At 72.0% G+C, this 19,038-nt stretch carries 16 protein-coding genes and 1 tRNA gene; 14 read left to right on the top strand and 3 right to left on the bottom strand.

Annotated elements, in window-relative coordinates; genetic code table 11:
• The first annotated feature begins 91 nt into the window (after positions 1 to 91).
• The 9 genes from CYJ26_RS06910 (at position 92) to CYJ26_RS06870 (ending at position 8,932) form a co-directional block, all read left to right on the top strand.
• Positions 92 to 970, top strand: coding sequence for a metallophosphoesterase (locus CYJ26_RS06910; RefSeq protein WP_101638202.1), 879 nt, complete (start codon positions 92 to 94; stop codon positions 968 to 970).
• A 175-nt stretch (positions 971 to 1,145) separates the two neighbouring features.
• A tRNA-Pro gene (locus tag CYJ26_RS06905) sits at positions 1,146 to 1,219 on the top strand.
• Positions 1,220 to 1,476: 257 nt separating this feature from the next.
• Positions 1,477 to 3,057 carry a diacylglycerol/lipid kinase family protein gene (locus CYJ26_RS06900; RefSeq protein WP_006547976.1) on the top strand — a complete coding sequence of 527 codons (1,581 nt, stop codon included), beginning with the start codon at positions 1,477 to 1,479 and terminating at the stop codon, positions 3,055 to 3,057.
• A 97-nt stretch (positions 3,058 to 3,154) separates the two neighbouring features.
• Positions 3,155 to 4,522 carry a Mur ligase family protein gene (locus tag CYJ26_RS06895; protein WP_101638183.1) on the top strand — a complete coding sequence of 456 codons (1,368 nt, stop codon included), beginning with the start codon at positions 3,155 to 3,157 and terminating at the stop codon, positions 4,520 to 4,522.
• Complete coding sequence (locus CYJ26_RS06890) at positions 4,519 to 5,289, top strand: type 1 glutamine amidotransferase (protein ID WP_006547974.1); 771 nt, start codon at positions 4,519 to 4,521, stop codon at positions 5,287 to 5,289. The genes CYJ26_RS06895 and CYJ26_RS06890 overlap by 4 nt, the downstream gene beginning before the upstream one ends.
• 28 nt (positions 5,290 to 5,317) lie before the next feature.
• The gene (locus CYJ26_RS06885) at positions 5,318 to 5,812 is read left to right on the top strand and encodes an NUDIX hydrolase (RefSeq protein WP_006547973.1); all 495 of its coding nucleotides are present in this window, start codon (positions 5,318 to 5,320) and stop codon (positions 5,810 to 5,812) included.
• Positions 5,813 to 5,957: 145 nt separating this feature from the next.
• Positions 5,958 to 6,215, top strand: a complete 258-nt coding sequence (locus CYJ26_RS06880) for a FeoA family protein (RefSeq protein ID WP_006547972.1) — start codon at positions 5,958 to 5,960, stop codon at positions 6,213 to 6,215.
• On the top strand, positions 6,212 to 8,353 hold the full coding sequence (feoB, locus tag CYJ26_RS06875) for a ferrous iron transporter B (protein WP_101638182.1): 2,142 nt from the start codon (positions 6,212 to 6,214) through the stop codon (positions 8,351 to 8,353). Before CYJ26_RS06880 ends, feoB begins: the two co-directional genes overlap by 4 nt.
• A 45-nt stretch (positions 8,354 to 8,398) precedes the next feature.
• Complete coding sequence (locus tag CYJ26_RS06870) at positions 8,399 to 8,932, top strand: NifU family protein (protein WP_006547970.1); 534 nt, start codon at positions 8,399 to 8,401, stop codon at positions 8,930 to 8,932.
• A gap of 124 nt (positions 8,933 to 9,056) precedes the next feature.
• On the opposite strand, the gene hemQ is transcribed toward CYJ26_RS06870, so the two are convergent.
• Genes hemQ through CYJ26_RS06855 form a run of 3 tightly spaced genes read right to left on the bottom strand, consistent with a single transcriptional unit; the run spans position 9,057 to position 12,709 of the window.
• A complete protein-coding gene (gene hemQ / locus CYJ26_RS06865; protein ID WP_006547969.1) occupies positions 9,057 to 9,833 on the bottom strand; it encodes a hydrogen peroxide-dependent heme synthase in 777 nt (258 codons plus the stop codon).
• Positions 9,834 to 9,891: 58 nt separating this feature from the next.
• A complete protein-coding gene (locus tag CYJ26_RS06860; protein WP_101638181.1) occupies positions 9,892 to 11,244 on the bottom strand; it encodes a ferrochelatase in 1,353 nt (450 codons plus the stop codon).
• Positions 11,237 to 12,709 (bottom strand): glutamyl-tRNA reductase, encoded by a 1,473-nt coding sequence (locus tag CYJ26_RS06855; RefSeq protein WP_101638180.1) that lies wholly within the window; start codon positions 12,707 to 12,709, stop codon positions 11,237 to 11,239. Before CYJ26_RS06855 ends, CYJ26_RS06860 begins: the two co-directional genes overlap by 8 nt.
• Before the next feature lie 186 nt (positions 12,710 to 12,895).
• Between CYJ26_RS06855 and CYJ26_RS06850 the strand changes: the two genes are divergently transcribed.
• From CYJ26_RS06850 to hemB, 5 genes are all read left to right on the top strand, one after another.
• Positions 12,896 to 14,152, top strand: a complete 1,257-nt coding sequence (locus CYJ26_RS06850; RefSeq protein ID WP_101638179.1) for a uroporphyrinogen decarboxylase — start codon at positions 12,896 to 12,898, stop codon at positions 14,150 to 14,152.
• Positions 14,149 to 15,774 (top strand): protoporphyrinogen/coproporphyrinogen oxidase, encoded by a 1,626-nt coding sequence (locus tag CYJ26_RS06845; protein ID WP_101638178.1) that lies wholly within the window; start codon positions 14,149 to 14,151, stop codon positions 15,772 to 15,774. Before CYJ26_RS06850 ends, CYJ26_RS06845 begins: the two co-directional genes overlap by 4 nt.
• A complete protein-coding gene (gene hemC / locus CYJ26_RS06840) occupies positions 15,771 to 16,979 on the top strand; it encodes a hydroxymethylbilane synthase (RefSeq protein ID WP_006547964.1) in 1,209 nt (402 codons plus the stop codon). The genes CYJ26_RS06845 and hemC overlap by 4 nt, the downstream gene beginning before the upstream one ends.
• Positions 16,976 to 17,890, top strand: a complete 915-nt coding sequence (locus CYJ26_RS06835; RefSeq protein WP_101638177.1) for a uroporphyrinogen-III synthase — start codon at positions 16,976 to 16,978, stop codon at positions 17,888 to 17,890. The genes hemC and CYJ26_RS06835 overlap by 4 nt, the downstream gene beginning before the upstream one ends.
• Positions 17,891 to 17,960: 70 nt before the next feature.
• Positions 17,961 to 19,016, top strand: a complete 1,056-nt coding sequence (gene hemB / locus CYJ26_RS06830; protein ID WP_024035431.1) for a porphobilinogen synthase — start codon at positions 17,961 to 17,963, stop codon at positions 19,014 to 19,016.
• Positions 19,017 to 19,038 lie beyond the last annotated feature (22 nt).

The raw sequence follows: 19,038 nt of genomic DNA, 5'->3' as shown, positions 1-19,038 counted from the left end.
GGCGGGCGCTGGCCGAGGCGCCCGCCGTCTTCTCGGGCTCGGCACCGCCGCAGGCCTTGGACTGCTCGGCTACGCCCTGGTTGAGGCACGGATGCCCGTCCTGCGGCGTCGAAGCGTCCCCGTCCTGGCCCGTGGTCAGGAGCCGATCACGATCCTCCACCTGTCCGACCTGCACCTGACTGACCGCACCCAGGCGCGTGTGGACTGGGTGCGAGGGCTGGCTGAGCTGCACCCCGACGTCGTCGTCAACACCGGGGACAACCTCTCCTTCGCCAGCGGGCTGCTCCCGCTCGGCCAGGCGCTGGAGCCCTTCCTCGGCCTGCCCGGCGCCTTCGTCATGGGCGACCACGACTACCACTCGACGGTCTTCAAGCTGCCGACCCGCTACCTGCGCGCCGACCCGCGTAGCGCCGACTCACCCGAAGACGCCGAGGACGTCGAGGCTCTGCCCTGGCGAGCAGTCCGAGACCTGCAGGCCTCGGGAGGCTGGGCTGACCTGGGCAACGCGCGCGGGACCCTGGAGGTGCGCGGCCGGAGCATCGAGCTGGTGGGCGTGGATGACCCGCACGCGGACCGAGACGCCTACCCCGAGCCTGCTTCCTCGCCCGACGACGTCGTAGAGCCGGTGCGTAACCGCGAGGGCCGCCCGCTGCGGCTGGGCCTGACCCACGCCCCCTACCGCCGGGTGCTGGACGCCATGAGCCGGGACGACGTCGACCTAGCCATGGCCGGGCACACCCACGGCGGCCAGCTCTGCGTGCCCGGCTACGGGGCGCTGGTGACCAACTGCGACCTCGATGCCGCACGGGCCTCAGGGCTGTCTCGCTACCCGGGGCGGATGTCCGACCCTGCAGCGGCCGACCACATGTTCCTGCACGTGTCCGCAGGTCTGGGCACCAGCCCCTACACGCCGGTGCGCCTGGCCTGCCGGCCCGAGGCCACGTTGCTCACTCTCGTGCCGGCGTCCTGAGGCGACGGTCGTCACCGCAGGCCGGGCCGCACCGGTGCGACGTCGCGCGCTCGGGGCCGCGCGGGTGCGCGCTCGGGGCCGCGCAGCATCGACGTCGGCCACCGCGAGGTGACCCACCCCTCAGTGCCTTGATTTCCCATGCCGGCTCTGGGGTCGATATAGTTTCCGCTGCACACGGGGTGTGGCGCAGTTTGGTAGCGCGCTTCGTTCGGGACGAAGAGGTCGTGGGTTCAAATCCCGCCACCCCGACGAGAAGCCCGGAATCTCAACACGTTGAGGTTCCGGGCTTAAGTTTTTCCGTCGCCTGGGGCCTGCAGCCCTCCGCACCCGCCTGGCTGCCCCCGCTTGCCCCCCAAATCCATCGCTTTAGGCCCTCAACAGTCGAACCCCATCCCCGCCACAACCAAACCGACTGTTCCCCACCTCAACCGACGGAGGTAGGCGGTAAGCGCCGCGGCTCGCCGGGAACCAGCCCGGGCGGTTCCTCCCGTTAGACTTATTGCCTGATGAGTACGACGCCGACACCCAGGGGCTCCTTGGCACGTCGCCTCTGGACTTCCCCCGAGATCAGCCTCACCCTCGGTTCCACGATCTTGTTCGCCCTGTGGACCTGGCTCACCCTCTCCGGGCGCCTGACCTGGCTCGACCGGCTCCTGCGCCCGCCCTTCCTGCCCCCGCGATCGGTCCGCGGGCAGGTGGCCGAAGCCTTCTCCCTGCTCACCCACCCGGTCTTCACCCTCATCCTCATCGCCGCGGTCGCAGTCTTCTCCTACAAGGCCCGCATGCGCCGCCTGTCCCTGGCGCTGGCCGTAGCCGCCGCCGGACTGCCCGCCCAGGCGGTCCTGGCCTTCATGATCGACCGGCCGCGCCCCCACACCGCCTTCGCGGACTCCATCTCCCACTTTGGCGGGGCCTACCCGGCCAGCCACGTCACGGCCATGACGATCCTGGCGTGGGTACTGGTCACCCTGACCCGCGCCCACCGCCGCTCCACCTCGATCGTCGCCCGCTGGGCCGGCGTGGGTGTGGCCGCCGTCGTCCTCACCGCCGTGGCCCAGTGGACGATGGCCCTGATCCACATCTCCGACGCCGTCGGCGCCGTCCTGCTGGGTGTGGCGGTAGCCAACCTGGCACTGACGATCGGCGGCATGACCACGATCCTGTCCGGCTGGGCCCACCTGGGCCTGCCCGAGGGCAGCGCGGACAAGCGGGCAGCCGTCATCCTCAACCCCACCAAGTTCGATGACCTGTCCTTGCTACGACGCCGGGTCGAGGCCGAGGTCTTGGCCGCCGGCTGGCACCCCACGACCTGGCTGGAGACGACGCCGGAGGACCCTGGGCACGAGGCCGCACGCCGAGCGCTGGAGGCCGGGGTGGACCTCGTCATGGTGGCCGGCGGGGACGGCACCGTACGCGCCGTCTCCTCCGAGCTTGCCGGAACCGACACGCCCATGGCGCTCCTGCCCTCTGGCACCGGCAACCTGCTCGCCCGCAACCTTGGAGTCCCGCTGGACACCGACGCCGCACTGCGCCTGGCGCTCAACGGCCGCAGCCAGGCGATCGACGTCGTCCACGCCGTCAGCGACGCCGGCCAGGAGCGCTTCGTCGTCATGGCGGGCATGGGCCTGGACGCCCAGATCATGGAGGACACGAGCGACGATCTCAAGAAGGTCATCCGCTCCGGCGCCTACGCCGTGGCCGCCGTGCAGAACGCCGTGCCCGATCCCTTCACCATCACGGTCACCGTGGACGACGCCGAGCCGGTCGAGCACCAGGCCGTCATGGCCCTGCTCGGCAACGTCGGCACGATCACCGGCGGCATGACACTCTTCCACGACGCCTCCCCCACCGACGCCCAGGTCGACCTGCTCATCGCCAGCCCGGACAAGGCCACTGACTGGGCCAAGCTCGGCGCCCAGGTCCTCACCGGCCGGGACATGTCCGGCTTCCCAACCACCAGCGGACACCACATCCTCATCGAGGCCGAGCGGGAGATCCCCTTCGAGCTCGACGGCGACACCGCCGGGAGCACCAGGCGCCTGGAGGTGGAGGTCGAGGCGGGGGCCCTACACGTCGTCGTCCCCTGACGCCCTGGACGCCGGCCGGCGCAATCCCCTCCGGTGACGCGACCAAGGACCTACACTGACCGGGCTGCCACCCCTCTGCCTGCAGGAGCCTGAATCGATGACCAACCTGGCCACGACACTGCGTTCGAGCGCCACGATCGCCCTGGGGCGTGGCGCACGCCTGGCCGCCCGTCTGCGCGGCGGTGGCTCAGGAGGGACGGCACTGCCGGGCCTGGTCGTCGAGCGCACCGACCCTGCCTTCCTGGGCCGGGTGCTGGCCCAGCTGCCTCGCGGCGTCGTCGTGGTCTCGGGGACCAACGGCAAGACGACGACGACGAAGATGGTCGTCCAACTCCTACAGTCTCAGGGTCTGAAGGTCCTGACCAACAGGACCGGCTCCAACTTCATCCGTGGCGTGCTCGCCTCCCTGCTCACCGAGGTCGACTGGCGCGGGCGCGTGGACGCTGATATCGCCGTCCTCGAGCTCGACGAGGCCCACGCGGTGCGCTTCATCCAGCACGTACGCCCCCAGGCCACGCTCCTGCTCAACGTCATGCGCGACCAGCTCGACCGCTTCGGGGAGGTCGACTACACCGCCTCCCTCCTCCACCAGGTCGCTCAGGCCACCACCGGGGTGGTTGTCGTCAACCAGGACGACCCCCGTCTGGTCTCCCCCGACTTCCTTGACACGCTCTCGGCCCGCACCGCCTCCTTCGGCATCGGCCCCGCGCTGCGCTCGGTCTTCCTGTCCGACGACGAGCTCCACACCGCGCGCACGAGCCAGCCGACCGCCGCGCGACCGGGTGAGGCCGTCCCAGGGCCGATGAGCCCATCACACCCCACCGTCCTGCTGGAGAAGCTGCACGGGCAGGAGGTCACGCTCCAGGTACGGGGCGTGCGGCGCCGGGTCTCGATGACGATCCGCGGCGTGCACAACCAGCTCAATGCCTGCGCCGCCCTGGCCCTCACCCTGGAGATCCTCGGCCCCAAGGCAGATGTCTCCTCCGTCCTGGACGAGCTCAGCCGCGTCGAGCCCGCCTTCGGGCGTGGCGAGGTGGTGGAGCTGGACGGGCGCGAGGTCGAGCTGTCCCTGGTGAAGAACCCCGCCGGCTTCCGCATGGGACTGCTCACCGCCGCACAGGCCGAGGCCGAGACGGGCCCCGAGACCCTCATGGTCGCGATCAACGACGAGTACGCCGACGGCCGGGACATGTCCTGGCTGTGGGACGTGGAGTTCGCCGGCCTGCGTGAGGAGGGGGTCGCCGTCGTCACCGGCGTGCGCGCCTGGGACATGGCGCTGCGCCTGCGCTATGACGAGGTGCCGGTGGGTGCGGTGGAACCGGACCTGGCCAAGGCGCTTGAGGTGCTGCGCGCTGCCTCACGTCGCGACGGGCGCCGGATGCGTATCTTCACCAGCTACACCGCGATGCTGGCTCTGCGCCACCACCTGGGCGAGCTGACCGAGGTCGAGGAGGTCATGAAGTGACGCCCCCTATCATCTACCGCCACACCACCGACTCCGCCGCACGCGGACACATCCGCCTGCTCCAGCTCTACCCCCACGACATGAATATCTACGGCGACTGGGGGAACACGCTCGTCCTGGCCCGCCGCGCGCAGTGGCAGGGCTACGACGTCGAGCTGCTGACCTATGACCCCGGCGACGAGCTGCCCGAGGACGTCCACCTCGTGGTCGGAGGCGGCGGGCAGGACTCAGGCCAGGCCCGGATCAAGGACGACCTCGCCCAGCGCGCCGGCGAGCTGCGCGCCTGGGCCACCGACGGCGTCCCGATGCTCGTCATCTGCGGCCTCTACCAGCTCTTCGGACACCGCTTCGTCACCTCCTCGGGCACCGAGATCCCAGGGGTGTCGATCCTGGACGCGCAGACGGTCGCCGGCCCCAAGCGCCTCATCGGCAACATCACCCTGGACACCGAGGAGTTCGGGACGGTGGTCGGCTACGAGAACCACTCGGGGCTCACCACGCTGGGCCCGGCGGCACGCCCCTTCGGCACGGTGCGCAGCGGTGACGGCAACAACGGCTCTGACGGCCTGGAGGGCGGGCGCATCCACCACGTCATCGGTACCTACCTGCACGGCTCCTTGCTTCCCAAGAACCCGGCGGTGGCCGACTGGCTGCTGGCGCGCGCCGTCGAGCACGCCGGAGGGACCTGGGAGCCCGGGCCCTTCAACGACCCGGTCGAGGCGTGGGCAGCGCAGGCCCGCAGGGTCGCTGCGTCCCGACCACGCTGAGTCAAGAGGCCACGAACGGGAGGATCTCGTGCCAACTCCGGACTTCATCGTGTCCCTGCGTGCCAAGATCGGGCACGACCAGCTGTGGCTGCCCGGCGTGAGCGTGGTCGTCACCGACCCGGAAGGACGCGTCCTGCTGGGCAGGCGCTCGGACACGGGGCTGTGGGCCGTGGTCTCCGGCATCCCCGAACCCGGCGAGCAGCCGGCCGTCGCCGCCTTGCGCGAGTGTGAGGAGGAGACCGGCGTCGTCCCCGAGATCCTGGGCGTCATCGCCGTTGAGGCGGAGAAGCCCTCTCAGTTCCCCAACGGCGACCGCTGCGTGTTCATGTCGATCGACTTCGTCGCGCGGGTCGATGCCGCTGGCGCCGCGGCCAGCCGCGTGGGGGACGAGGAGTCGACGGCGGTGGGCTGGTTTGACCCTGGCTGCCTGCCCGAGCCGATCGCGGACTCCGCACGGCGTCGGATCGCGGCCGCGCAGGCCTGGCTGGCCAACCCGGCAGCCGGCGCGCATTTCCACCTGTGAGGCCCGTGCCGCGCCGGTGTGCGTGAACCCGCTCTCAGCACCCTCTCCAGAGGACTCTTGTCCTTTATGGACGAGTGTTATAAGGCTAACCTTGGTCGGCGACGCGGGGGTACCGTAGCCCACGTCCCGACAGAAGGACCCTGAGATGAGCACCACCACCACGGAGCCGACGCCCCTGTCGCTCCTGCGACGCGGCCAGCGAGGCCGCGTCACCGCCGTCACCGAGGAGCGAGGTTCCCAGCTCGCCCGGCGACTGGTTGACCTCGGCCTGGAACCCGGCCGCGAGGTCCTCGTGGGCCGCCGGGCTCCGCTCGGGGACCCCACCACCTACACGGTCGCCGACTACTGCCTCAGCCTGCGCCGTCGCGAGGCCGCTCTGGTCATGGTGGAGGTGCTCGCATGAGTGCCCCGGCTGCCTCGACCCCCTCCTGTCACGACGACGGCGCCACCTGCCACTGCGGGGCCGCCTCGGACCACGTCCACACCGGCGCGGACCGCATCGCCCTGACCGGCTCACCCAACGCCGGCAAGACCTCCATCTACAACGCCCTGACGGGCCTGCGCGCCAAGACCGGCAACTACCCCGGCGTCACGGTGGCCCGCGCCGTCGGTACCTGCCAGCTCACCGCCCGCGAGGCCGGGATGACGGGTGAAGAGGCTCCGCGTCGGGTCCCGGTGACGATCGAGGACCTGCCCGGCGCCTACTCCCTGGAGCCCATCAGCCCAGACGAGCAGGTCGTGCTCGACGTGCTCACCGGTCACCTGGGCAAGCAGGAGGCACCGGACGCGCTCGTCGTCGTCATCGACGCCACCACCCTGTCCCGCTCCCTGGGGTTGGCTGCCCAGGCCCTCGCCCTCGGCCTGCCCACCTGCCTGGCCGTCACCATGACCGACGAGCTGACCCGCCGCGGCGGGCGCCTCGACGTCGAGGCGCTTGGCCGCGCCATCGGCGTGCCTGCCGTGCGCGTCATCGGCAACCGCTCAGTGGGCATCGCCCAGCTGCGCGAGGCGATCGGTTCGTGGCGCAGCTGGGAGCGCGTGCCCTTCGCCCCGCCGACCAGCGGGGCAGAGCGGCTGAGCTGGAGCGAGTCCGTGCTGGAGGCGGCTGACTACATCCCACCCAGCGAGGACCGACGCACCGCGGCGGTCGACCGGGTCCTGCTGCACCCGGTGTGGGGCACGCTCGTGTTCCTCACGGTCATGTACCTCTTCTTCCAGGCGATCTTCACCTGGGCCGCCCCCTTCCAGGACGCGATCGAGTCCAGCTTCGGCTGGCTGGGGACGCAGGTCCACACCTGGCTCGACGCCCCGGCACCGATACTGGCCGGGCTGCTGGGAGACGGCATCATCGGCGGCGTGGGCGGGGTCCTCACCTTCATCCCGCAGATCGTCATCATGTTCACCCTCATCGCCCTCATGGAGGGCGTGGGGTACATGGCACGAGCCGCCTTCCTCATGGACCGGGTCATGGCCTCGGCAGGGCTGGAGGGACGCGCCTTCGTAGCACTGCTGTCCTCCTTCGCCTGCGCAATTCCCGGTGTCATGGCCACACGTACCCTGCCCAGCGCCAAGGACCGCCTGGCCACGATGCTGGCCGCCCCGATGATGACCTGCTCGGCGCGGCTGCCGGTCTACATCATCATGATCTCCCTGCTCGTGGGTCCCGAGGACCGCATCGGTCCCTTCGGGGCACGCGGGACGATCATGTTCATCCTCTACCTGGCCGGGGCGGTGGCCGCGATGACGGCGGCCTGGGTGGTCAAGAAGCTCACCGACCGCGGCGGGGTACTGCTGCCCTTCTACATGGAGATGCCTCCCTACCGCCTCCCGCGCGCCCGGACGGTCGGCGTCATGGTCTGGGACGCGGCCAAGGGCTTTGTCAAGAAGGCGGGAACGATCATCCTGACGGCCACCATCATCATCTGGGTGCTGCTCAACGTTCCGCTCCGCTCGGAGGCCGAGTTCGACTCCTACTGCACTGCCTCCGCCGAGTGCTCTGCGGTGGCCCAGGCGGTGGAGTCCCCGGCCTCCTCCACGGTGGTGGGTGAGGACGGCGAGGTAGTCACGGACGCTGAGGAGCTGTCCACGCTCTACGACGCCCAGCGCACCAGCTACGTCATGGACCACTCCTGGGGCGCCGCCGTCGGCCGCTTCGTGGAGCCGGTCTTCGAGCCGCTGGGTTTTGAGTGGCGAGTCAACGTCGCTGTGCTCTCCTCGCTGGCGGCGCGCGAGACCTTCGTGGCCACGCTCGGTCAGATCGGTGCGGCCTCGGACCCAGAGGCGCCTACCGCGCAGCTTGAGGCCATGACCTACCAGCGGGACACGCTCACCAACTCGGCTGGCGAGCAGGTCTTCAACCCCGCCACGATCGCCGCGATCCTTGCCTTCTTCGTCTTCGCCATGCAGTGCATGGCCACGGCGGGCACGATCCGGCGTGAGACAGGAACCTGGAAGTGGGCGGCGATCGCCTACGGCTACCTGTTCGCACTTGCTTGGGTAGCCGGGGCGCTAGTGCACGCCCTCGTCGCCGCGCTCATGTGACGCCGGTTCCCGCAGTCACCGTCACGCAGCAAGGAGCAGCTAGCCGTGCCCGTGGTCCCTACCCACCCGGTGACGACGCCGGACCCTGCGGTCCTGCGCTGGGTGGTGCCTGACGGTCTGCTCCCCTTCACCGGGTCGGTGGCCCGCGCCCCGCGCATGCTCCAGGCGCTGCTCGACGACGGCGTCCTGGCCGGCCTCGAGGTGGTGCCCGGCGCGGTGCTCACTCTCCTAGCCCCTGGGCGCATCTGGAGCGAGGCAGGGTCGGCTGTACGGTCGGCGCTCGTTGACGCGCTGGGGATCCCCGGCTCGTGGGAGGCTGCGCCCGGCGCCGTCGGGGTCGGACCGGACGAGGTGCTGGAGGCAGCCGCCCGAGAGATCGCGGAGGGACCGGTCGGCCAGATCGCACGTGCCCACGGTGGCAGCTTCACGGTCCAGCGCGTCGCGGACGGCGTCGTCAAGGTCGCGCTGGAGGGCGCGTGCCAGGACTGCCCGGCCGCCGTCGTCACCATGCACGCACGCTTCGAGCACCTGCTGCGCCGCCGCTGCCCGTGGCTGGTGAGCGTGCGCGAGGCGTGCTGACCCCAGCCGCGATAGCACCTCAGAACACAGGACGGCCCCTGCACCACACGGACAAGGTCGTACCAGGGTTCCTGGTCGTCCGCGTGAGGCCGGGGCCGTCCCGCTGGGAGGGTGAGCCTGGGGCTCAGGAGCGAGGCTGACGCTCGGCCCACTCGGCCGGGCTCACGCGCACGCCGGTGTAGAAGGGCGTGTCCTCGCGCACGTGCAGGCGCGCCTCGGTGTAGCGCTGGTGGTGGATGACACCCTCCAGGCGGTCGAGGGTGTCCGCCTCGAAGCCGAGGATCCACTCGTAGTCGCTCAGGCCCATCGTGGACAGGGTGGAGCCCTTGACGTCGGGGTACTTGGAGAAGCCGTTGCGCCCGTGGTCCTTCATGATCCGTGCCCGCTCCTCAGCCGGCAGGAGATACCAGTCGTAGGACCGCACGAAGGGGTAGACCATGAGCCAGTCACGCGGCACCACGCCACCGAAGCAGGCGGGGATGTGCATGCGGTTGAACTCGGCAGGGGTGTGCAGGCCCATGCAGGACCACACGGGCTCCAGGTAGCGCCCCAGCGCGCTGGCGCGCAGGCGGTGGTTGGCGTCCTGCAGCTTCTCGGGGTCGTCGTCGAGCCACCACACGAGCAGGTCGGCGTCAGAGCGGAAGCCGGAGACGTCGTACCAGCCGCGGGTGGTCACCTCGGACTGGTCGACGTAGTACTGCGACTCCCCGACCAGGCGGCGACGCGTGTCCTCCAGCGGCGGCAGCGGCTGGGTGAGGCGGAAGACCGCGTAGAGGGCGTAGTGGTTCTTATTGTTGACCTCGTCGACGTCGATGTGCCGGGCGTCGCGCGGGTCGTGCTGGTAGTGGCCGTGGGACTCGGAGCCTCCGGCGGTCGCGGCCGGGGTGGTCTGGTCAGTCATGGTGGACTCCCTCGTTGGTGGTGGGGCTGGTGGTTGGTCTGGGTGGACGGTGGCGGGCTCAGTCCTGCCCGTGCGGGCCTCCGGGGCGGGCGTGGGGACGACGCCGCACCCCGGGGCGGCAGCAGACGTCCGGGCAGACAGTGTGGAAGGGCCCGGTGCCGGTGGTCGAGTCCGGCTCTACCTCCTCACCACGGGCGACGGCGGCCCGCTCCACAAGGATATCGGCCAGCGAGGAGATGAAGGCCGGGTGCGTGCCCGCGGTCGCCGCCCGGACGTAGGGCAGATGGAGGCGCTCGGCGGTCTCGCGGGCCTCGGTGTCCAGGTCGAAGACGACCTCCATGTGGTCCGCCACGAAGCCGATCGGCGCGACGACGACGCCCGCGGGCACCGCCACCGCTGTCCCGTCGGTCAGGCGCCCGGCTGCCAGGGCCTCCAGGTGGTCGTTGACATCCGGCTCCAGCCAGCGGGCCTGGGGCGGGCCCGAGCGCGAGCAGTAGACCAGGTCCGTCTGCGGGTCCTCTGCCATTCCTAGGCGCTCTCGCACCTGCGGCAGGAGAACCTCGGCAAGGCGCCGGTGCTGCTCGACGTAGGAGATCTCGGTGGACAGGTCCGGCGCCACACCCGGCTCAGCCACAGCTGGGCTCACGCCCGCTGCCCGCTCCGCGGCATGCGGGCTGGAGTCCTCCTCCATGCCGAGCGGCACCGAGTGGGTGACCAGCACGAGACGGACCCCTGCGGCGTCTACCCCCCGGTCCTCAAGCTGGCGGTAGGCGTCAACGATCGCGTCGACGTTAGCCTCCAGCATGCCGGGGGTGTTGTAGAAGGGACGGGTCTTGTCCACCGCGAGCTCGACCGGCGCGCCTCCGGCTCCACCAACCCGAGCAGCGGCGTCAACCTCCCAGCCCTGGCCGGTCTCGCCGTCGGCTCCTGCGGCCAGGAGGGCGAGCGCAGCGGCCGTGTCCTCGCGGTACTGGCGGCAGCCGGAGTAGGAGCCGTAGGCGGAGGTGGTCATCGTCAGCACGTGGCGTGCACCGGCGTCGGCCAGCGAGCGCATGGCCTCGGAGACGAAGGGATGCCAGTTGCGGTTGCCGATGGCCACAGGCACGCGCGAGCCGCGCCGGGCGAGCTCAGCACGCAGGGCCTCCAGCATCTCGGCGTTGCGCGCGTTGATCGGCGAGACGCCCTCGAAGCGCCCGTAGTGCCCGGAGACCTCCAGGAGGCGGGAGTCAGGCACGCCGCGTCCGGCCGTGGCGTTGCGCATGAAGGGCAGGACGTCGTCGGGGCCCATGGGGCCGCCGTAGGACAGGATGAGGACCGCGTCGTAGGGAGCCAGCGGGTCGGGCGACGCCGGCGCGCTCGCCTGCCGTCCTACGCTCGCGGCGGTGTGGGTGGGGGCGGTCGACTCAGGCATAGGACCTCTCCATCTGGGTGGGGTGGTGCCAGGCAGAGGCACCCTCGGTGACGTGGACCGGGCAGGTGGCCGGGGCCTGGGTGCCGGCGAGCAGGGCGCTGGTGACCTCGGGGCCCAGCAGCATCGGCAACGCCGCCAGGTACTCCTCATCCCGGCCCGCCTCGCCAGCCTGCCGGGCGGCGACGCTGGGGTGGTGGAGCAGCCGGGCGGCCAGGCGACGCAGCGCGCGTGCGGCGTCGTCGGCCTCAACCATGCCGTCACGCACGCGCAGGCGAGCGACCTCGCGCTCAACCATCTCCTCCACATGCGTGCGCAGCTCGGTGATGACCGGGTCCATGCGGCGCCCACCAGCCAGGCGGGTGAAGGCGGCCACCTCCTCCTCCACGATCGCACGGGCGGCCTCCACCTGCGCGGCCTCGGCCTCGGGCACGGCCCGCTGGACGCTGGGGAGGTCGATGAGCAGCACACCCGGCAGGCTGCCCACCGCTTCCTCGACGTCACGCGTGAGCGCCAGGTCAAGGATGACGAGCGGACGCTCAGGCGGCTCGGCAGGCGAGCGAGGGTCCTCGTGGCGGTCCAGAAGGGCCGGTTCGGTGGGCTGACGCAGCCGGGCAGCCGGCTCGACCAGCTCACGGGTGAGCACCGGGGCGCCGAGCCCACGGCAGGTGACCACGAGATCGGCCAGCTCCAGGGCGGCTGGCAGTGTCTCCTCAGTGACGACACGCAGGTGGTGACCGTCAGCAAAGGCGCGGGCGCGGTCGGAGCGGGAGTAGACCTCCAGGTCGGACACGCCTCGCTCACGCAGCGCGGTGACGGTGGCCCCAGCGTAGGCCCCGGTGCCCACCAGCAGGACCCGGGCCCCCTCCAGGGGCGGGAGCTGGCGTGCCGCCAGGTCCAGGCCGACGGCAACGACGCTGCGGCCATTGCCGCTCAGCCCAGTGGAGCAGGCCAGGCGCCGGGAGGTGGTGGAGGCGTGCTCGACGGCGCGAGCCAGCGGCCCGGTGAGCGTGCCGTCCTCATGGGCCAGGATCATGGCGCGGCGCAGCTGGCCGGCGATCTCGCGCTCACCGACCACCATGGACTCCAGGCCTGCGGCGGTGGCAAAGAGCTGGGCGACGGCGTCCACGCCGTGCCACGAGCGCAGCGTGAGAGCGTCCAGCCCGGCACGCTCGGCCAGGAAGGAGGCGACGACGGCGCTCAGCCGGTCATCTGCCTCGTGGCCCATGGCCTGGGAAGGCGCGGGCGCGTCCAGCAGGATGGCCAGGCGGTTGCAGGTTCCCAGGACGACGACGCCCTCGACCCCAGGCACAGCGGCCTGAAGGTCTGGACCCAGGTGCGCCACAACGCCACCCAGTCGGGCGACGAGGTCAAGCCCGTGGGTTCGATGATCAGCAGACAGAAGATGAAGCACAGCAGGGTGTATTGAAGCATCTGGACAAAGAACAGGCACAATGGGAGCAGACATCACCAGGAAATATGCGGACAAGGCGTCATTTTCCGTGACCCACACGGCGTCAGCATCCACGTTTTCCCTCAGATGACGCCGTTTTTCTCCGTCTCTTAGATGACATCAGCCTAGATTGGACACGTCGATGGTTTTCCTCCCGGAATATCACGCGAAGTCATCTTCCGTCGTTTTAAGGACTATTCCGTGAGTACCTCTGCACACAATTCCCACGGCCCGGCTCCCTCCCTCCTGCAGGCGCTGGGCGGCTACCAGCCAGGGCGCACACCGGTGTGGTTCATGCGTCAGGCAGGCCGCTCGCTGCCCGAGTACCGCGCGATGCGCGCCGAGGTCGGCCTGGAGATGCTGGAGGTCTGTCTGCGCCCCGAGCTCGCAGCCGAGGCGACCCTGCAGCCGGTACGCCGTCACGGCGTAGACGCAGCGGTCTTCTTCTCCGACATCATGGTGCCGCTGCGCCTGGCCGGGGTCGGGGTACGGATCGAGCCGGGCGTGGGGCCCGTCATCGACCGGCCCGTGCGCACGCGCCAGGACGTGGAGGAGCTCGTCTCGCACCACTACGGCGAGGATGAGCACGCAGCCGGGGTGGACGCGGTGTCCCAGGGCGTGCGCGCCGTCGTCGCCGAGCTGGGCACGCCCGAGCAGGCTGGCCCCGCCCAGCCGCTCAGCCCCCGCGGTCGGCGGCTGAGCGAGCGAGAAGTGGCGGGACTCGCCCACTCGCGTGGCAAGAGCGGCTGGACCCCGGTCATCGGCTTCGGTGGGGCCCCCTTCACCCTGGCCGCCTACCTGGTGGAGGGGCGCCCCTCGCGTGACCATCTGGCGGCCCGCACGCTCATGCACGCTGACCCCGAGGCGTGGCACGCCCTCATGACCTGGTGCGCCGAGGTCACCGGCCAGTTCATCGCGACCCAGGTCGAGGCCGGCGCCTCAGCCGCCCAGCTCTTCGACTCCTGGGCCGGCTCCTTGGCACCCGCGGACTACCGCCGCGCCGTCGCCCCCTACTCGGCGCAGGCGCTGGAGCGCGCCGGCCAGGCCGTCTCCTCCGCCACCGGCTCCAGCGTGCCGCTTATCCACTTCGGCACCGGCACCGCGCGGATCCTGACTGAGATGCGCCGGGCGGGCGCGCACGCCGTCGGCGTGGACGACCGCACGGACCTGGGCGAGGCGATCGAGGAGCTCAGCTCCGGCCCGGAGGGACCCTGCCCGGTCCAAGGCAATCTCGATCCCGCCCTCCTGGCCACCCCGGCCCCGGTCCTGGCCGCGGCCGTCGAGCGCTGCCTGGAGCTCGGCCGCCGCTCGCCCGGCCACGTGGTCAACCTCGGTCACGGCGTGCCCGCAAGCACCGACCCGGCGGTGCTCACCGGCATCGTCGCCCAGGTCCACGCGGACCAGCAGTGGGCCGAGGTCGCCGCCCGCCCCTGGCAGGGACCGGAGGCCCAGGCATGAGCCCCCAGGTCTGGGACGCCGTCGTCGTGGGCGGCGGCATCGCTGGGCTGTCTGCCGCCTGGCAGCTGTGCCAGGTCGGCCTGCGCCCGCTGGTCCTCGAGGCCCGCGGCTACACCGGCGGTCTCGTGGCCGCCGCCGAGATCGGCGGAGCCAGGATGGACCTGGGCGCCGAGGGCTTCGTCATGCGCGGCCGGGCCGTCACTGAGATGGTCGACGCGCTCGGTCTCACGGTCGTCGGTCCCTGCGGCGGCGGAGCCAGGCTCTTTCTTCCCCCGCTCGACGGCGATCCCGCCTCGGCCGGCTGGGCGCTGCACCCCTTCCTCAAGGACTCCTTCCTCGGCATCCCGGCCCACCCCCTGGCCGAGGACGCCGTCGCCGTGCTGGGCCGTGCCGGTGCCGAGCGCGCCACGGCCGACGCCACCCTGCCCGGCACTGTCAGCACCCAGCCAGGAGACCCGGCCGACCTTGCCTCCTTCGTGCGCGCCCGCATGGGCCAGGCGGTGCTCGACCGCCTCGTGCGCCCCATCGTGGCCGGCATCCACACCTCGGACCCCGCCGACCTGGCCGCGGACACCGTGGCGCCGGGCCTGCGCGAGGCCACGGCCCGGCTCGGCAGCCTGCAGGCCGCCGTCACCGAGCTCATCGAGCGTCGGCGCGCCCGGCACCGAGCCGGACAGGCCACGGACGTGACCACCCTGGGCGGCCTGACGGCCCTGACCGACGCCCTGCGCGAGGCCGTCACCACCGCCGGCGGACAGGTACGCACCCGCAGCGGTGCCCAGAGCCTGCGGCCGGCCTCCGCAGCTCCCGGTTCCTGGGACCTGGAGGTCGCGCCGACCGGACGAGGAGCCACGCCGTCGGCCGAGCCCGTGCCGACCGGGCCGGGCGAGGTCGTGCGCACGAGCCGGCTCGTCCTGGCCTGCTCAGCCGGTGCTGCCCAGCGGCTCCTGGCCGGCACCACGGTCGACGCCTCGATCGAGGTCCCGGTGGGATCCCCGATCGCGCGGGTCATGCTCGTGGTGCGCAGTGAGGAGCTTGACGCCGCCCCGGTGGGCTCCGGGCTGCTCGTGGCGCCGCTGTCCCCTGGGCAGGTGGAGACCTCCTGCCCCGTCGGCGCCAAGGCCCTGTCCCACCTCAGCGTCAAGTGGCCCTGGATCGGGGAGCAGCTGACCGCGCTGCACGGCCCTCACGTCCACGCCCTGCGCCTGTCCTACGGCCGCCCCGGCGAGCCGCGCCCCGAGATCAGCCTGGACCAGGCGCTGGAGGACGCCACGGTGCTCACCGGCCTGACCTCGCCGCTGCGGCGCGAGGACGTCATCGCCCACATGACCGTGCGCTGGGACGGGACCCTGCCGCCGGTCACCCCCGCCTACCGCGAGCGCACCGCCCGGCTCGTCGGCGACGTCGCCACCCTGCCCGGTCTGGCCGTCACCGGAGCCTGGGTGGCGGGAACGGGGATCGCCGCCGTGGTCGAGCACGCCCGCGCGCAGGCTGCTCGCCTGTCCGGCCCACCCGGGCAGGAGTCCGCGCAGGCAAGCCCCGCCTTGCCCGCAGCGGGTAACGTCGCTCAGGCCGACGGCGCCGCGCCGTCCTCCCTCCACCCCGACCAGGAGCAGGCATGAGCACCGTCCGACTAGGCACCCGCGGATCAGCCCTGGCACTGACCCAGTCCGGGCTCGTCGCCCGGATGCTGGAGCAGGCCGCGGCCCTGGCGGGGCAGGAGCTCCACGTCGAGCTCGTGCCCGTGCGCACGCGCGGGGACGTCGACCCCACGGCACTGTCCCAGCTCGGTGGGGTCGGGGTCTTCGCTACCGCACTGCGTGAGGCCCTTCTGGCCGGCGAGTGCGACCTGGCCGTCCACTCCTACAAGGACCTGCCCACCGCGGCGGTGCCGGGCCTACGGATCGCCGCTGTGCCGGCCCGCGAGGACCCGCGCGACGTCCTGTGCACCCGCGCCGCCACCCTGGGCCTTCATGACCTGCCTGCCGGCGCCCGCGTGGGCACCGGTTCTCCCCGGCGCTCCGCCCAGCTGCTCGCTCAGCGCCCGGACCTGACGATCGTGCCGATCCGCGGCAACGTCCCCACGAGGCTGGCGCGCGTGGTGGGCTCCGTGGTCAGTGCCGACGGCCCCATGGGGGCTACCGCTGAGCCGGACCTGGACGCCGCGATCCTGGCCCTGTCCGGGATGAGGCGGCTGGGCCTGGAGGACTACGCCAGTCAGCCGTTGGCCGCACGCTGTGGCGCCCGCTCCCAGGTCGAGGTGCAGGGCATCCCCGACGGCGGCTCCGCTGCCGGGTCCCCTGCCACGACCGAGCCGTGGATGCTCCCAGCCGCGGCCCAGGGGGCGCTCGCCGTCGAGACACGAGACCGCGTCTCCTGCGAGCTGCCCGTCCTCACGGTGGCGCTCGCCCTGGTCGACGACCCAGTGACCCGTGCCTGCGCTGACGCCGAGCGCTCCCTCATGCGCTGCCTCGCCGCGGGCTGCGCCGCACCTGTGGGCGCACTGGCCCGCCCCCTCGACGTAGCCGGCGAGCCTGCTGCAGGCCGTGACCTGCCCACCGAGCCCGGTACTGCCTTGGAACCCGGCCCTGACCAGGCGCCCGCCATCTGCCTGGAGGCCCTCGTGGCCTCGCTCGACGGCACCCAGCTGCGCCGCGCCAGCGCCACCGGGACGCTGGAGGAGGCCGAGGACCTGGGGCGCTGCGTCGCCGAGCGGCTCCTGGCCGACGGCGCCGCCCAGATCACGGACCTGCAGGCCTCCAAGGGCAGTCCCGGAGCAGGCAGCACCGGCCCGCAGGCCGCCGCGAAGGGGACCGACCGTCGATGACCGCCTCGGTGACCACCCCACCTGCCGGGAGCACACCGCCAGACCCTACTCACAGCGCGGCTCAGCCACTGGCCGGCCGTCGCGTGCTCCTGGGCCGCTCACGCCCCGCTGACCCCTTCGCCCGGGTCCTGCGTGAGGCCGGGGCCGAGGTTGACACCCTGGCCCTGACGGTGACGAGCCCGGGCACGCCTGAGGAAGTCGAACGAGCTCACGCGCTCATCAACTCCGGGTGGCCGCAGTGGGTCGTGGTCACCAGCGCCCAGACCCTTGAGGTCCTTGACCTCTCCCGGCTCGGCACCTCGGAGGAGGCCAACGGTGGTGCCGTGCGGGGCGACAGCCAGGACGGTGTCTCGGCCCGATCCTGCGAGGACGGATGCCTGCTCCTGCCACCCACCCGCCTGGCCGCCGTCGGACCACGTACGGCCCATGCCCTGGCGGCCGTCACCGGCCGCCAGCCCGACGTCGTCGGAGGCTCGGACGCCGAGGCGCTGGCCCAGGCCCTGGAGGAGGCCGGGGTGGGACCCGGCACGCGGGTCCTGCTGCCGCAGTCAGCCCTCGCCCGCCCGGTCCTGGCCGAGCGGTTGGAGGATCTGGGCGCACAGGTTCAGCGTGCCGCTGTCTACACCACCGTCACGGCTCCTGCCTCCTGCCTGCCCCCGGCCTTCGCGACGCACTGGCGCGGTGGCGCCTGGGACGCCGTCGTCCTCACTGCTGGCTCCGCGGCCCGGGCCCTGACCGAGCTGGCAGGACCAGCTCCGGCCAGCACCGCCGTCGTCACCCTCGGCCGCCCCAGCCAGCTGGCCGCGCAGGCGGCAGGGCTCAAGGTCGCGGCGCTCGCCCCGACCCCGACGGCTGAGGGTGTCCTCAAGGCCCTCTGCCAGGTGCTGGAGCGGCAGGCCCCACCACCCTGAGCCGGCCAGCTGGCCCTGCCTGACCTCCTGCCCGTCCTCATCCACCCCCACGACTCACCAAGGACTCCCCATGACCGACTCCTCCACCTCCCCCGCCGCCGACTTCCTCTCCTCCCGCGGCGTCCCGGCCCCCCAGGCACCCACCGTGCGCCCGCGGCGACTGCGCACCACGCCCGCGATGCGCGGGCTCGTGACTGAGACCCGCGTGAGCCCGGCCCAGCTCATCTACCCGGCCTTCGTGCGCGAGGGGATCAGCGAGCCCCAGGCCATCGCGGCGATGCCCGGGCAGTACCAGCACACCCTGGACTCTCTTCGTCGCGAGGCCGTGGCGCTGGTGGAGGCCGGCGTGGGCTCGATCGACCTGTTCGGCGTGCCCGAGGTGCGCGACGCCGCCGGCACCCAGGCCTGGGCGGAGGACGGCATCCTCAACCGAGGGATCGCCGCCGTGCGCAAGGAGGTGGGAGACGCGCTCGTCGTGTGTGCGGACACCTGCCTGGACGAGTTCACCGATCACGGGCACTGCGGCCTGGTACGCGGGCAGGAGGCGGGACACCGGGCAGGCGAAGTAGACAACGACGCCACCCTCGCCCTCTACCAGGCCATGGCCGTCTCCCAGGCGGAGGCCGGCGCCCACATGGTCTCCCCCTCGGGCATGATGGACGGCCAGGTCGCAGCGATCCGCCAGGCCCTGGACGCCACCGGACACGAGGACGTGGCCATCATGGCCTACTCCGCCAAGTACGCCTCGGCCTACTTCGGGCCCTTCCGCGAGGCCGTGGGCTCCACGCTCAAGGGCGACCGGCGCACCTACCAGCAGGACCCGGCCAACCGCCGCGAAGGGCTTCGCGAGGCCATGCTGGACGTGGCTGAGGGCGCCGACATCGTCATGGTCAAGCCCGCCGGCCCCTACCTTGACGTCCTGGCCGACGTCGCCTCCTCCTCCCCGGTGCCGGTGGCCGCCTACCAGGTCTCGGGCGAGTACGCGATGGTCGAGGCCGCGGCCGCCCAGGGATGGATCGACCGCAAGCGCGTCATCATGGAGGCGGTCACCGGCATCGTGCGTGCCGGGGCCGACACTGTCCTGACCTACTGGGCTCGCGAGGTCGCCCGGCTGCTGGCCCGCTGAGCCTAGCCTCCTGCGCCCTGAC

Source organism: Actinomyces urogenitalis (assembly GCF_002861525.1).
Taxonomy (GTDB): domain Bacteria; phylum Actinomycetota; class Actinomycetes; order Actinomycetales; family Actinomycetaceae; genus Actinomyces; species Actinomyces urogenitalis.
The sequence above is the reverse complement of the archived record's forward strand: the minus strand, read 5'-3'. Positions and strand labels throughout refer to the sequence as shown.

Excerpts from the sequence above, each read along its gene's own strand:
- CYJ26_RS06910 (WP_101638202.1), top strand. The coding sequence starts at position 92 with ATGCCCGTCCTGCGGCGTCGAAGCGTCCCCGTCCTGGCCCGTGGTCAG.
- CYJ26_RS06900 (WP_006547976.1), top strand. The coding sequence starts at position 1,477 with ATGAGTACGACGCCGACACCCAGGGGCTCCTTGGCACGTCGCCTCTGG.
- CYJ26_RS06895 (WP_101638183.1), top strand. The coding sequence starts at position 3,155 with ATGACCAACCTGGCCACGACACTGCGTTCGAGCGCCACGATCGCCCTG.
- CYJ26_RS06880 (WP_006547972.1), top strand. The coding sequence starts at position 5,958 with ATGAGCACCACCACCACGGAGCCGACGCCCCTGTCGCTCCTGCGACGC.
- feoB (WP_101638182.1), top strand. The coding sequence starts at position 6,212 with ATGAGTGCCCCGGCTGCCTCGACCCCCTCCTGTCACGACGACGGCGCC.
- hemQ (WP_006547969.1), bottom strand. The coding sequence starts at position 9,833 with ATGACTGACCAGACCACCCCGGCCGCGACCGCCGGAGGCTCCGAGTCC.
- CYJ26_RS06860 (WP_101638181.1), bottom strand. The coding sequence starts at position 11,244 with ATGCCTGAGTCGACCGCCCCCACCCACACCGCCGCGAGCGTAGGACGG.
- CYJ26_RS06855 (WP_101638180.1), bottom strand. The coding sequence starts at position 12,709 with ATGTCTGCTCCCATTGTGCCTGTTCTTTGTCCAGATGCTTCAATACAC.
- CYJ26_RS06845 (WP_101638178.1), top strand. The coding sequence starts at position 14,149 with ATGAGCCCCCAGGTCTGGGACGCCGTCGTCGTGGGCGGCGGCATCGCT.
- hemC (WP_006547964.1), top strand. The coding sequence starts at position 15,771 with ATGAGCACCGTCCGACTAGGCACCCGCGGATCAGCCCTGGCACTGACC.
- CYJ26_RS06835 (WP_101638177.1), top strand. The coding sequence starts at position 16,976 with ATGACCGCCTCGGTGACCACCCCACCTGCCGGGAGCACACCGCCAGAC.
- hemB (WP_024035431.1), top strand. The coding sequence starts at position 17,961 with ATGACCGACTCCTCCACCTCCCCCGCCGCCGACTTCCTCTCCTCCCGC.